11 protein-coding genes are annotated in these 14,466 nt (G+C 44.4%); 2 read left to right on the top strand and 9 right to left on the bottom strand.

Annotated features, from left to right (window positions below; all coding sequences use genetic code 11):
• Positions 1 to 217 precede the first annotated feature (217 nt).
• The gene (locus FVR03_RS09130; RefSeq protein ID WP_147921440.1) at positions 218 to 1,576 is read right to left on the bottom strand and encodes a rhamnogalacturonidase; all 1,359 of its coding nucleotides are present in this window, start codon (positions 1,574 to 1,576) and stop codon (positions 218 to 220) included.
• Between the two features lie 916 nt (positions 1,577 to 2,492).
• On the opposite strand from FVR03_RS09130, the gene FVR03_RS09125 reads away from it, so the two are divergent.
• The gene (locus tag FVR03_RS09125) at positions 2,493 to 3,719 is read left to right on the top strand and encodes an FISUMP domain-containing protein (protein WP_147921439.1); all 1,227 of its coding nucleotides are present in this window, start codon (positions 2,493 to 2,495) and stop codon (positions 3,717 to 3,719) included.
• A gap of 623 nt (positions 3,720 to 4,342) precedes the next feature.
• Here FVR03_RS09125 and FVR03_RS09120 read toward each other — a convergent pair.
• The 8 genes from FVR03_RS09120 to FVR03_RS09085 form a co-directional block, all read right to left on the bottom strand.
• On the bottom strand, positions 4,343 to 4,918 hold the full coding sequence (locus tag FVR03_RS09120; RefSeq protein ID WP_147921438.1) for a DUF4256 domain-containing protein: 576 nt from the start codon (positions 4,916 to 4,918) through the stop codon (positions 4,343 to 4,345).
• A gap of 490 nt (positions 4,919 to 5,408) precedes the next feature.
• Entirely contained in the window at positions 5,409 to 6,089 is a 681-nt protein-coding gene (locus tag FVR03_RS09115; protein ID WP_255474142.1) for an HAD family hydrolase, read from the bottom strand.
• Between the two features lie 305 nt (positions 6,090 to 6,394).
• Positions 6,395 to 6,883, bottom strand: a complete 489-nt coding sequence (locus FVR03_RS09110; protein WP_255474141.1) for a serine acetyltransferase — start codon at positions 6,881 to 6,883, stop codon at positions 6,395 to 6,397.
• Between the two features lie 364 nt (positions 6,884 to 7,247).
• On the bottom strand, positions 7,248 to 8,669 hold the full coding sequence (locus FVR03_RS09105; protein ID WP_147921435.1) for an alginate export family protein: 1,422 nt from the start codon (positions 8,667 to 8,669) through the stop codon (positions 7,248 to 7,250).
• Between the two features lie 383 nt (positions 8,670 to 9,052).
• Positions 9,053 to 9,694, bottom strand: a complete 642-nt coding sequence (locus FVR03_RS09100) for an SCO family protein (protein WP_147921434.1) — start codon at positions 9,692 to 9,694, stop codon at positions 9,053 to 9,055.
• Positions 9,695 to 9,704: 10 nt separating this feature from the next.
• On the bottom strand, positions 9,705 to 10,511 hold the full coding sequence (locus FVR03_RS09095; RefSeq protein ID WP_255474140.1) for a formylglycine-generating enzyme family protein: 807 nt from the start codon (positions 10,509 to 10,511) through the stop codon (positions 9,705 to 9,707).
• Between the two features lie 19 nt (positions 10,512 to 10,530).
• Positions 10,531 to 12,006 carry a copper-containing nitrite reductase gene (gene nirK, locus FVR03_RS09090; protein WP_147921433.1) on the bottom strand — a complete coding sequence of 492 codons (1,476 nt, stop codon included), beginning with the start codon at positions 12,004 to 12,006 and terminating at the stop codon, positions 10,531 to 10,533.
• Positions 12,007 to 12,489: 483 nt separating this feature from the next.
• The gene (locus tag FVR03_RS09085) at positions 12,490 to 13,704 is read right to left on the bottom strand and encodes a hypothetical protein (protein WP_147921432.1); all 1,215 of its coding nucleotides are present in this window, start codon (positions 13,702 to 13,704) and stop codon (positions 12,490 to 12,492) included.
• Between the two features lie 378 nt (positions 13,705 to 14,082).
• Between FVR03_RS09085 and FVR03_RS09080 the strand changes: the two genes are divergently transcribed.
• Positions 14,083 to 14,466: TspO-related membrane protein (locus FVR03_RS09080; RefSeq protein ID WP_500797021.1), on the top strand; the 384-nt coding region annotated here is incomplete at its 3' end.

The raw sequence follows: 14,466 nt of genomic DNA, 5'->3' as shown, positions 1-14,466 counted from the left end.
TAAACTGGAATCCTTGTCAGCTAGTTCGGACTATATGTAGACTGTAATTTTAAATGACTATATACACCTTAAGTCTTATAAGTATCTATATCGATTAGTTTGGTAAACAAAGAATGAGTCCACAACGCTTAACACCGGAGCAGTTAAATAGATAAAAAAAGCCGGCTGAGAAGAAACCATATTTCTTTCAGCCGGCTTTTTATTTTAACAGTTAGTATTAAAATACCTTCTTCTTGTTAACAGTCACATTCTTCAGTTTGAAATTCTCTATAATGGAAGTATTTATTTCAAGATGGTTTTTAGCAGTTACATGAATATTTTCAAACCTGAAGTCCGACATCTTGTAGCCAAAACCTTGAGAAGGATTTACTTCTTTGGCCGCTCCTACATTAAAAAAGTTATTACAATCGAGTTTAATATTGCGCATGGTTATGTTCTGAATTTTAGACGTTCCCGATACCTGCTCCCCTTTAAGGTCGAAGAACTGGGTCCAGGGTTGAATAAAAATGAAATTCCCGATGTCATGGCCTTCAATGTCTTCTACCAGCACATATTCATAATTCTGTGGCGTATCAGGACGCATTTTAAACCAGAGTAAGCGCTCAGCATGGTTAACCTTTATCCGACGCAAAATGATGTTGCGATCATGTACTGACTCGCTTCCGAATGTTAAAGCGCCGTGGCAGAAGCCGTAAGTGCAGTCTTCGATAATAATGTTTAGGTTGCTTCCGTTATTCGGGTCTTTGTCTGCACGCGGACCTTTGCCGCCCTTTAACGCGACAGCATCATCATTTACCGACATATAGCAGTTTTTGATGAGTACGTTTTTACATGCGTCTATATCTACCGCATCGGAACTAGGCGCTTTTATGGGCTCTTTAGGAGAATATATGTACAGGTCGAGCAGCTTTACGTTTTCGCTTTTATATAAGTGAGTTGTCCAAAAAGGTGAGTTTATCAATTTTACACCTGACAGCTGTACATTCTTACAGTTAGAGATATAGACAAGTCGAGGTCTCATTTCATCCATATTGGTAGTCTTCGGATTAAATTCACGTCGTAGCCAGAAAGACCTCCAGTAACGAAGGCCGTTTCCGTCTATGGTTCCTTTACCTGAAACGGTAAACCCGTCAAGACCGTCGGCATTAACCAATGCAGCAAAATATTTCAGCGTTTGTCCTTCCATACGGGTCATGACAATTGGAAAATTGCTGATATCGTCGCTGCCCTTCAACTTGCCTCCTTCTTCCAGATGCAGGTGTGTGCCTTGTTTAAAAAACAGGGAACCACTCAGGAAGGTCCCTTTAGGAATTATGACAACGCCTCCCCCGTTCTCATGGGCTTTATCTATAACTGCTTGTAAGAGCCGGGTCTGGAGTACCGTGCTGTCGGTCGTAATATTATGGTCTGTTACACGGTATTGCTTTCCTAACTTATTTATATCCGTAGCTTTGTTTTGTCGGAACCATTCTGGTATTGGTGTTCCATCCGGAAATACTTCTTTAGCAGAAGCAGAAATATTCAGCAAAATGGAAAACAAGAGAAGCAATGCGAGCCTGATTTTTTGTGTAAGCATGTAATATAGATTCTTCTGGGTTTAAATTGATTGGGGAAAGTTATGCTATCATCTGTTATTAACCAAATTCAGGAATCAGCTAATAGGTGTAAGCGTAGTTTGTGCAGCATACATGGAGGTAAACATGCAAGATTTATACCTTTAAAATTAGGTAGATAAGCCACTTTTGAAAATAGAGACTAAACCAGAACCATTTTCTTACTCTTCGATAAGGCGTGTTTCTTGGAAGCTAACACAAATACGGATTTGAGCTTGCAACAAATCAGGTCAATGGACCACTGGTGCTTTTAAATAAAAGATATAAGGCTGACCGTTCTCTATTTTTTAAACCAAACTATTTTTTCTTGACAGCACCCACCTGCCTCATTTTACCATAGGTTATTCATTTTTTTGCACCAGGAAACTAAGTTCAAACAAGAAAGTTCTGTCAGATAAATCAACTTGCTTCAGTGTTCGCTTCTAAATTATTTGAATGAATACAGCCTCCAGAAGGTTTTGCATCCGATTTTCGCCAAGGGTCTACCCGACATGTTTTGGTTGCATGTATTTAATGCTCCTCCAATTTAATTACCCTTACAAAAGAGCTTCATAGCAGCCTCTGGCCGCGGAATAATCGTTACAAACGAGGATGTTCACGCCCTCATAATTTTTAATTTGGCGAAGCACTATTTCATACTTATTCTCTCACCACAATATCTTTCACCAATTTACTTCCATGATCTATTATGGAACAGCTCATGTTCAGTAATGAACATCTTTCAGGCAAAACTACTCTAAAATAGAAGCTATTATACACTTTATTAACATGGCATATTAATTGTCAAAATACAATAAAATAAGTAAATCATTAAAAATAGCAATTTTCTAGTTATTACTACTCATTCCTAAATCCTACAACAAAATAAAACTATTGATTATGAAAATGTTTAAAAGTATGTTACCTACCCTCCTGTTGGGTGCTCTAGCTGCATTCAGTAGCTGTGAAAAAGAAGACACTAAGCCAACAGGTCCTACCGACCCCACAGTCCCCACTGATGGAGAAGTGTTTGAAACGCCATTTACCTCTATACCGGCAAAGTTTGTGGGAACCTGGTACATAGACGATAATCAGGGTCCTTTATCTGCCAATTGGGACGAAGGTACTTTTCAAGGAGCACAGGGCTTCCGGGAGTTCAGAACAATTGTGATGACTGCGGACGGGAAAAATGCCGTGGAGTATACTTCTGATGTCACAAATGTGGGAGATGAAGTGAAGCAGTACATGTACAAAATAACCGGTACGCTAGAGCACAAAACCAACCCGACCAGTATTACCTTTCATGCAAAATCAGGCAAAAAGCGGGTGTTCAGCAACAAATACTCCGGCTTCCGGGAATCTGATATTATCAGTTCAGAAATGAAGGCTTATCACACAGTTTTTTTGAACCCGGAGGCCTCTACTTATACGAGCTCCCAAAATATAATGACGGCAAAACGCCTCGACGGAGGGATGCAGATTTCAGTTAAATTTAAGAAGTTGGAAGGAGGTACTAATGTACCAAACAACCCGGGTGAACTGTACTCCCAGCCACCAAGCTCAGGTACCTATGTGCAGATCGGTGACAAATATTATCCTTCTGTGACCATTGGTAACCTGGAGTGGATGTCTGTAAACTATGCAGGACCAGGTGGATTAAGTGATGCTGATAACCCTGAGTATGGCACTTTTCTTAAATACCAGGATGTAGCAGCAATACAGGTACCTACAGGCTGGCGAGTTCCTACACGCGAGGATTATCTTGCTCTTTTAACGTCTCAGGGAATTGTTTATAATGAAATTTGGGAGACCACAGATGGGTCTGATATACAGTCTAAGCGGTTGTTAGGTCAGTTGATGTCTGCGAAAGGCTGGCTGAAACAAGACGGATATGCCAATAACAAATCAGGATTTAATGCGGTGCCTGGTAACCTGCTGGTAACGAACGGTAACCCGAATGGCAAAGGCACGAACTGCCTGCTCTGGACAGCCAACACCGATGCACAAGACAATCCCATTGTTTTTAAAATCATCCAGTTGCCAAGCGATACATACTCTTCTTTCTCAGGTCAACCTGTTGGCTTTAACCCGCCACACATTCCGGTTAGGTTCGTCAAAAACAAATAGGAACGACCTAGTCATATTAAAAATTACAATGGCCCGAGCAGGAAAACTCGGGCCATTTTTTTATAGCCTTAGGCAGCTATGATAGGCTTTGCAGGTGCCGAAATCTTCATTTTGAGTAGACCTTTTAAAATATTGCTGGTATAGCTGAGGACACAGCACTAGCATAGCAGTACAGATAGTGCGACAAACAGTTGGCACAGGTCGATCAAGGCAATTTCATAAGCTTAATAGTCCTTAAGTTGCCCAGGTTCTTGTCCAAATTCACTCTCCGCCATTGCTTTTTGCAATTAAAAGCAGCTTTCGGGCAGGAGTCCAGATCCATGATACGGCAGTTTCTTTTAAACAAAACTAATAGAGGAATAGCATTTTTATGGTTAAATTATCTACTGCCCTACCTCAATTTCAGATTATTCAGATAAAAACGGTATCCAGAAGAATTTTCGAGCAAAACTTGCCAAGGGTCTATAGCATAACAGATTACTTGCTGGTAGTAGAGTTGTAGAAAATAAATTCGAGGTCATGGCAAATTATTCAAATGAAAGGGACCTTCAAAAGAAAAAAGGACCAAAATCAGTCAAGGGTTCAAACGCTTTAGCACAAATTTTTTCAAAGCACCGTCAGAATCATACTCTTAAAATTCCACGGAACCCTCTGGCACTGTAGTAAGATTGGGCTCCGTTATGGTACACGAAAACATGATTATATCGCCGATCACAAATTAAGGCGCCACCTAATTTTCGAATAGCAGCAGGTGTCTGAATCCAGCTCGATGTCTTTAAATCGAACTCACCTAACTTTTGTAGTGCACGGTACTGCTCTTCTGTCAGCAGGTCGATGCCCATGGCGGCAGCCATATCCACGGCATTATTTTTTGGGGCATGCTCTTTCCTCGACTCCTGCGCTTCCCGGTCAAAGCAAATACTTCTTCTTCTTTTCGGGCTCTCAGCGGAACAATCGCAGAAAATGTACTCACCCGTTTGCTCATCAAATCCTATAACATCTGGTTCACCACCGGTTATTTCCATTTCCTGCAGCGACCAGCATTTTTCAGCGCTCGCCTCCAGTTTTGCCTGCACTTGCGCCCATACCAGCCCCTCATGCCGCTGCTTATGTTTTGCAAAACGGGCTTGTAAGGTGCTGATTAAAGCTTCTTGTGTCTCCGGCGGCACCTTTTTAGTTTCAGCAAGTAAGTTGTTCATATACATTTACTTTTAAAAGAACAGGTAGATTTCTAACTAAATATAGTAAATTCTTCAATAATGTATAGTCTAGGTTTTGTCGCTGTTTAAGCTTGTTGAATCTTTAGTTATTGTACAGGAGATACTGGCTGCTGCTTCACAGCAAAAGTAAAAATTAGAAGTTGGGATAAAACTGCTAAAATCAGTTGCCTTTATTTAGGAATATTATTAGGTATTAATCGAATAGGATTGCAGGCAAAATAACAGTTTCACGTACTGTAACAGCTATTACAGTACGTGAAACTGTATAAACTCTTATAAATAACCCTTCGGCTTTTCTTCCAAACCTTAAGATTCTGGAAGAATGAAAAAAATGCGATTAAACAGAAAAATATATGGTTAGTGCTCCCCAAGTTAGTTCTTAGAAGATCCATCTCTGCGTAGCATGTTCAAAGCAGCCGGGAGGCCGCGGAATAATACGCTCGCGCCATCATAATGCCAATGCAACAGGTTAATTTCTGAATGCCACACCTGCTGCAGCAGAATTCTCCGTCAGTACCTTGTCTATCCTGATCCACTTCATACCTGCAGCCTCTGCCGCTAAAGTTCCCGGTGTACCATCCTCAAACACCAGGCAATCTTCGGGAGCCACGCCTAACTGTTCGGCTGCCAGCAGAAAAGGAGCCGGATCTGGTTTGCCTTTGGCTATGTCTTCGGCACATACCAGCACCTCCACCAGATGGGCAATTTTCAGCACCTCCAGCGTTTTCCCGATCATTTTGCGGGAGCCACCCGATACAACAGCAATCCGAACCTTCCCGACATGGCTTACCAGGTGATCTACGACAAACTGCACCGGTTTAATTCTGTCGATATACTCCTTGTAGTACAAAGCCGACTTTAAATCGGTGAAAGCAGCTGGGTCGAAGGTGCTGCTGTAGCGTTTGTTAATTTCTTCTACCACAGCCGGTATCGGGAGGCCGGCAAACTCATCAATAATAGCCGGATCTATTGCAACGCCATCGTCTGCAGCTACCTGCACATAGGTATCCTTATGCGCTTGCATATTATCGGCGAGGGTGCCATCGCAATCGTATAAAAAAGCTTTGTAACCTCCACTCGATAAAGTTAAAAGGGCTTCTAATGATCGGGTATTTATAGTATGCTGGTTATTGTCCATTTCCTTCTTCAAAATAGTGTCAGATGTACTGCAATTTACCATCAAAAAATATTATCCGTTAGCATGAAGTTAAATTTCTCCTCAAAAAGCCTTTAAGCCTTTTACGGACTGTTTCTACAATCGTGCAGCAGGTACTTTATAGTTCAGAATGTACTATCCCAAACTTCAAGAGAAAAGAAAAGGATGTAGCCATACAAGAGCTACCCTTGAGGTAAAAACGCAAAAAATCCTTTGGAAGGCTGATTTTATTAGCATAATCAGCAGCCTCCCAAAGGATTTAATTCAACATTTTACCTGCGCTTACCGGCTGAATTGCCTTAGCCTAGTTTTTGTAAAAATTCTGGCTCGATGCGCAGCATACGTTGCACCGGCTCATTTATTCTGATAATACGGGCAGGGTTGCCTACCACAATGGCGTTGTCTGGTATATCTTTTACCACCACAGAGCCAGCACCAATTTTTACGTTATTCCCAACTCTTATATCTCCGATAATACAAACATTAGCCCCGATTTCTACATTGTTGCCGATAACCGGAGAACTGGAGAAGGAGCCGTCTTCGCGTATAATGTTCCCGATGGTAGTCGATTGCCGGAGGTAACAGTTATCGCCTATGGTGGTGCAGCCGTTCACAACGAGTGCCTGCCCATGAAACAAGCGTAAGCCTTTGCCTACCGAGGTCCAGTGTGGGAGTTCGATGCACAGAAACCACTCTACAAAAACTTTATAAAAAGCCAGGTACGGCAACCAGAGCATTCTGAAAAATATATTAATAGAAGCAGGCCGGGCCAGGCGGAAAAGTACCATAACTAATCTGCCTTTCAAATTCCCTTTATTTGCTTCCCAATCCTGAAACAAGTATGACATAAGTGAAAATTATAAGCGTTTGTTTCTGGCATACGCTTAATATAGAGCTGCCGTTGCGGTTAGCAGATGCAATTTTCTAAAGATTTTGAATTACCTGTAGTTCCTGCCTTTGATCTGATGTTACGAATTCTGAATATGCTTAAAATACAAAAACGCATCAACCCAAAACAGCAACATAACCTTGTCATTACCAGTCAGTTAGCAGCTTTCTACTTTTTCTAAGTTTTTATAGGCTGTCTGGTAAAAGAAGATCAGCCAACAAAGCAGCTTCTTTTTTTCAAAACAAGTTCAGGCCACCACTGGCTTAAGGTTGGCGCGGCTCCTGCTTTGCCAAAAAGTTAGGGGTAAAATTCAGCATCAGGTAAGCCCACTGCCCTCTGTCCTGCTTGTAGGTGGCCGGGGCTTTCAGCACATCGAGTGCAGGAGTTGCAAAAATGGTGGCGTAACCGGCCTCTATGTTCAGTTCTTTCAGGAGGCTGTAATTCAACACAAAGTCTATCTCTGTTCCTAAACGCCTGCTGTCGCCCAGGTTCCCCACCGGGTTCACGGCTCTGTCGGCCACAGCATTGGCAGCGTAGAACTCGTGCAGGTCGAGCATTACCACCAACTTGTTATTCACGTTATACCTGTTCCGTATAAAGATATCGACCAGGCCCGGTGAGCGCGTCGGTACCCCCTCCACCCCATACGGATCGGCTACAAAGAAATAATCTATCAGGCCCCAGAATTTGTGTGGTGTGCCATAGAGGGGGTCGAAGTGGCGATTTACCCGACCAGGCTCGGTGGTGTTGTTGCCGGATAGGTAATCGAAGCCAGGGTTTACGACAAATTTGCCAGCTGCGTAAGCAACATCTGCAGTATAATTATGCGCATCGAGGGTGTTGCCAAACCGGTCTTTGTTGCCCTGGTAATAAGCAGCCGCATTCACCTGTATTTTGTCTGATACCTTCGAAAACAAGGCACCTCCAACGGTAATTCGGCTATTGACGCCAGCAACCGGTGTGTTAACCCCTTCTGTCAGCTCCATCCGCTGAAAATCGTCTTTAAATACAAGGGCACTGAGTTTCCCGAATGATCCGGTTCTGGCAAAGTAGCCGTATTGCATAGACTTGTACATCATGCCGATGGCATTGGTGCCGGGCACTACAGGAGCTGCCGGAATTCCGTTGTAAATATTTCCTGATCGGTTGGGCGTATCTTTCCCGTGGTTCTGGTTAAAAGCTACACCGGCATCTGCCACCCAACCCTTGTGGCTGAACTTCAGGATAAGGGCATCGTGCCTGCGCCCCTGCTGCAACCAGTCGAGGTTGCCCAGGAGCCTGGCGTCATCATACACAATTTCCTGCCGACCTACTTTTAAGGAAAGGTTGTCTACTTTAATGCCAGAGGTGTCGCTCAGAATAATTTCGCCGAAAGCCTGGTGCATAAAGAACTTGCCTCCTTCCAGGTTACTGATCGTAGACTGATCGGAGCCCCACACCCGTACCTCCTGCCCGGATACAAAAAACCTGTACCGGTCGGTGTTGTAGCCCAGGTTGAGCCTGGTACGTTGGTTCGTGAACAGACTGGCTTTAGCACCCGGCAAAGGTAAGCTGCCCTGGCCATCGCGCAGTTCGGTGCGGGTTCGTAGCTGCCCGGTAAAAGTAACCTGCGCCAAAACCGATTGCTGTAGAAAAACAAAACTTATACTAGCAGATAAAAAGGCAGAGAGTAAACGTCTATTCATTATAAATAAATGAGTTAGGTTCAGGCTTCATGTACCCATCAGCAGGAAAAAAGATTTCCTGAACGAATGGCAACGGATTGTAAAGCTGCAGTAGTTAAGTTACTGCACCAATTAACCCAAAATTAGAAAGGTAAAAATGAATTAAGGCAGCTTTAGATCATCAAAAAAAATGGCCTTTATCACTTAATTTCGTGCAAGCTATACACATTAATCTCCTGCAGATGCAAAAAGACAGTGCCTGCAGGAGATCGAATAGGAGTAAACAGGAGCCTAAAATATGGTGCAATACATCTGCTCCATTTTTCCAGAATGTATACTATCAGCCATTAAACTTATTATACCTACAGCAGTCTTGCTTCATGAAACCTGTGCTCTCCAGCTACTCAAATACGTTGCAGTTGGGCTTTAATGCTTTTAATGGTTTCGTCTGGGTCCAAGCCTAAACCTTCCTGTTGGTGCACAAGCTCTCCGGTTGTGGTAAGAACACTTATAATGTTAGCGTGCGAAATTTCACCGTCAAGCTCAGTTTTATACTTCATGTTAAGGAGTGCCGCCAGTTCCCTTATGTTGTCGTGGCTGCTGGTGAGCAGGGTCCAGCGGCTGGGGTCGAGGCGGTTGGCGCTTGCAAACTGCCGTAGCTTTTCTGGCGTGTCTCGGTCAGGGTCCATGGTTATCAGCACAATGCCTACATCATCCCGCTTATATTCATCCAGAGAGCTTTCTATGCGTTTCAGGTCGGCAATAATGCGGGGGCAGGCGTAGCGGCAGTGGGTATATACCATAGCCACCAATTGCACCTTGCCCTTGAGCTGTGCCAATGGCTGGGTAATGCCTGCCTGGTTCTGCCACTCCGAACTCAGTTGGTACAACGACATGTCAGGTAAAGTACCGGACACCGTTTTAACAGTGCTTTTAGTGGCCGTGGCCGTAGCTGGTTTGGTGCAGCAACTTGCTTCTTTCTGCTCCTGGCAAGAGAAAACAGTAACGAGCAGCAACAGGGAAAATAAAAGAACAGAGCTTTTCATTTTTTTTGATTTAACGTGAAGCAGTAACTTTTACAGAGGCATTGCGGGCACACCTAAACCCCAGGTTAGTAACCGTATAATTTGGTTTTAGACTCGACCGGAAGGCATACCGCATAAAGGCCACATAATTTTTAACATCGCTGGCTCCGGTAGAGCCGGCACCACAAAATAATTGCCGGTCGAGGCTGGCATTTGCCCGCGATTCACCTACTATCAGGGCAGAGTTATAATCTGATGTCCACTCCCAGACCAGACCGATCATGCCATAGAGCCCATACACATTGCGGAAGCTCTGCTGCACAGGTGGCAGGTATTTAGGGTTGGGCTGGCTATACCAGTCGAGGCTGCGCTGGTAAAAGCCGGGGTCGCTGGCTGCGTTGCGTTTAGTTTCGCTGGCCATGGCAGCATATTCCCACTCATTAACAGTTGGCAGCCGCTTGCCCTGGCACTCGCAGTAAGCTTTTGCCACAAACCACGACACATTTACCACCGGACTATCTTTTAGCTTTTCGGCCTCCTCTCCTACTTCGGCGTTACCGGCCCAATGCTTCAGATAACCTGCATCTGCAAACAGCTTTTTCACCTCCGACTTCTTCCACTTCTGGTTTGCGGCCAAAAAGGCTTCAAATTCTGAATTCGTAACAGGGTACTTGTCCAGCAGGAAACCGGGCACCGACACAGCCTGGTTGTTGCTGCCGTAGAGCGGCACAAAAGTGCCACCTGCCACTTCTACCATGGCGGCAGGTGCGCTCTTTTGTGCCTGTGCTACCAGGCAACCTCCAAAGATTAATGTTATAATCAGTAGTGCCTGTATCATGGCCATGCAGGGTTAGAGGTTAATGTTTGTAACTGAGTTTGGCTTTTTTAACCTGATCGAGCGATACTTCGCCGCCTTTGTTACCCCAGTTGTTCAGCACATAGGTCATAACGTTAGCAATTTCCTCATCCGTCAGCTTCAGCTTAGGCATGGTGCTGTTATAGACTTCTCCGTTAACTTTTATCTGGCCTTCCAGCCCGTGTGCCACTACGCCAATCGAGCGGTTAACATCGGCATTCAGGAAATCGGATTTAGCAAGTGGTGGAAAGGCTCCTTTTATACCCTGACCTTCGGCCTGGTGACAAGCCTGGCAGTTCTGGGCGTAAAGGGTTCTGCCCAGGTCTACGCGCATGTCTTTGTTGGTGGCAACAGATGCCAGCGGAGAAACAGATTTTGGCATTTCCTGCACTGTGGAACCTTCAGGCAGGTAAATTTTCTGAGTAGTTTGCCCTGAGTAAATGGCCAGGTTATCCGGGCCTTCCACTTTCAGCATGCCCAGAGCACCTTTATTAAATGTTCTGAAAATTGAATGGTCGACCAGCACATAATTGCCGGGCACATCCACTTTAAATTCAGTAATGGCCGATCCACCTGCCGGAACCAGGGTTGTCTGCACGTTCGTGTTTGTGTTGGAGCCGCCTTCAGGATATACTTTGTCGAAAATCTCACCTATCACGTGGAAAGAAGACACCAGGTTCGGGCCGCCATTGCCTACAAACAATCGAACTTTTTCGCCTACTTTGGCCGTAATGGCGTTATCGCCGGTAAGGGCACCAACCGAACCGTTAAACACAACATACGATGGCTTCTCGTCAAGCGCTTTCTCCATATCGAAGGGCTGCAGGCCGGGAGCTCCGAAACCGCCCTTGGTGTAAAAATCGCCCTGCATAATGTAGAACTCCTTGTCTACAGGTTCCATGCCTTCTTCCGGCTCCACCATTATTAAGCCGTACATACCGTTGGCAATGTGCATGCCTACCGGGGCGGTGGCGCAATGGTATACATAAAGTCCGGGATTCAGAACTTTAAAATTGAACACAGTTTCCTGGCCGGGAGCAGTAAATGTGGCACTCGCACCACCACCCGGGCCTGTTACAGCGTGCAGGTCTATGTTATGTGGATTTTTGCTGTCGGGGTGGTTCATGAGGTGAAACTCCACCTCATCGTTTTGCCGCACCCTTATAAATTTGCCTGGCACCGAACCGCCAAAGGTCCAGAAAGTGTAATCCACGCCATCAGCAAGCTTTTTAACTACTTCCGTAACTTCAAGCCGTACGATGACTTTTGCCGGTTTTTTTCGGGTAATAGGCGCTGGCACAAGCGGAGCATCTGTTAGTTGAGCCTCTATGGTAGGAAGCGGACCTGTGTCAGTTGCTAATGAGGAAGAGGGTGTAGCGGCGTTAGTGGCCTTGGTGCCACAGGATGTTAGAGCACCCAGGCCAAAAAGGCCCATGGTTCCTATCATAACCGCATTGCTGAGTAGTGACCTTGTCATACGTGTTGGTTTTTGTTCAATTGGTATAACAAAAAAACACCTTAGACTCTTTTATTAACATGACGATGATCATGCCCTTACATGACAGATGTCACCGGATTATGCTGGGTGTGTAAAAATTTGTGCAATGGCAGGAAACGATCTGGAAAGCTGTTTCTGTATGATCCTTTAACTACTGCAAAACTGATAGACCCTTGGCGAATTTCTGACGAAAAACCTTCTGGAGGCTGTTTTCATTTGAATAATTTAGAACCTATTGCTGGAACGGGTTATTTTACCTGATAATAATTTTTTGCATGTTCTTAGCGCTTCTTCAATTCTATTAGTAAAGCAATATGCACTCTGCAATGGAATTTTAAGGCAGCCAGTGGCCGCGGAATAGTTGGTACGAGAGAGGACACTCGCGCCAGCATCATTTTTAATTTCTTGTATTAAATTTTGGCGAAGGACTAGATGCCACAATAAGAGTTTGCGACTGATAGTTTATTCTGTTACCATGAACCATGGCACACCGAGGTAGCCTTTCATAAAGTAAACACTCACCTCATCTCCGGAATCTACCAGTTCATATAACTCCTTAGAAACCGATACATCGTCTGCTTCGGTCTGCGGGCCCCAGGGAGTTAGCTCCAGGTAGTAGGTGGTGGTTTTGCCTGTGCTGATTCTTTTGCCTGTCACTTCGGCTTCGTAAAATTCAGGCGCTGAGGTATCGAACACACAGTTTACTGTTACCACTGCACCATATCCGTAAGCGGCTATTGTCATAAAAATTCCCGCAAACATGGCCAGACCTTTGGCTGTAGTAAAAGAAAACTCTTTGCTGCCTAAAAGGAGAGGGACTAAAAACGTAACCACTACAAGCCCCATCAACACCCATAAGTTATCGAAACTGAAAATGTTAAAATCTAACAAAGCCCGAATCGCTAAGCTTAAGCAAGGACCTAACACAGCCCATAATACCGAAGGGTAAGCACTGTCTTTCCGTTCGTCTAGGCGAATTAAGCCTGAAAACAATTTTAGAACACATACAACGATTACAGGAAGTGCCAGGCAAACCAGTATAGCGAAGGCATAAGGTTGCGGCCAGAACAGGGTCCAGGCTGCCACCAGACCTCCGGCCCAATTGAGAATTTTGGCAGTTTTGCGCGCCTTTTGTAACTTCTCTTCCCGTTGTTCAAGAGTCCAGCCAAGTTCTTCGTTCTGCAGAATTTGCTGCTCTTCCTGTTCCGCGTGCAGTAAATCCAAATCAGGAAAGTGCAGCTGCAACCAGTTCAGTATATCCTGGCTTCTGCCCAGGTACAAGCTTATCTTTATCTTTTTCTGATTGCTGCTCTGAGGTTCAATAAAAATATAATGCTCCGATACTCTAAATCCTTTTATATCTTCTAAAAGCAATGTTTTAACTGAAAAAACACCGATGGATTTTACACTATCCTCGGAGATTAGAAAGCGCCCCTTTATAGCATCAAGCCAGCCCAGAACCATAACAGCGATCATCACCAGCGAGAGGGGAACAAAAAAATAGGCAGCACCATCGCCCATACCGTCGTTTAGGGCGGGCACAAAAGGCATTACCAACATAAACAGGAAGAGGGAAATCAGCAGGGGTGCTGCTATGCAAGTAAAAATGAACCAGCCCCTGGCCATTTTAAACTCCTGGGTAAGGGCTTGTGTTTCTTCTGTCGCTATGGTTTTCATGGCACAAGTAAATATGGATGGTTTTAATTGGTTCTGCTGTTTCTATCCCATTCCTGAAGTCCTGCTTACCTTTCATAACAGCCTGGCATGCCAGACCTATGTTATTTCCATTCTTTAAAGTTAAATGGTTAGCCAGAACAGGTTTTAAGGATGCTGCTTGCAAAAAATAGGTATGGGCAATGATGTTCGACCTCAAGGTAATTTCGGAGATCAATATACAAGGAAATATGCTAGCTGATTCCCTTTATATTCTATTTATTTTTAAATTATCATCACCTACGTCATTTGTTATGTAGGGTACTGAACGAACAATTTTCTATAGTAAGTGGTATCTGTATATAAAAATAGCGATACTCCTGACTTTCGAAGGTTTTCTGTATGAATAAAACTAAAACTCTTGCCGTTTTAAATGCCATTTTTTTCCTGGTACATCTGTTGCCTTCGCAACTAACACAACTGAAACTATTTAACAACCAGACGATTGGCGATGTTTCTAGTAAGTATCCGGCGCTTTTTACACCGGCTGGCATTACGTTCGCTATTTGGGGAGTCATTTATGTAGCTTTGGCGGCCTTTTGCATTTACCACCTCCTGAAAGCCTTTAAAGCAGACTTGAACCATGAGGCCAATGCCGCCACGCGCCGCATCGGCACCTTTTTTATACTGAACAACCTGGCTACCGGCGCCTGGACCATTGCCTGGGTGCAGGAATGGCTGCTGACCTCGGTCCTCCTGATGCTGGTGCAGCTCATTACGCTGATC

Source organism: Pontibacter qinzhouensis, assembly GCF_008017455.1.
GTDB classification, from domain to species: Bacteria; Bacteroidota; Bacteroidia; order Cytophagales; family Hymenobacteraceae; genus Pontibacter; species Pontibacter qinzhouensis.
The sequence above is the reverse complement of the archived record's forward strand: the minus strand, read 5'-3'. Positions and strand labels throughout refer to the sequence as shown.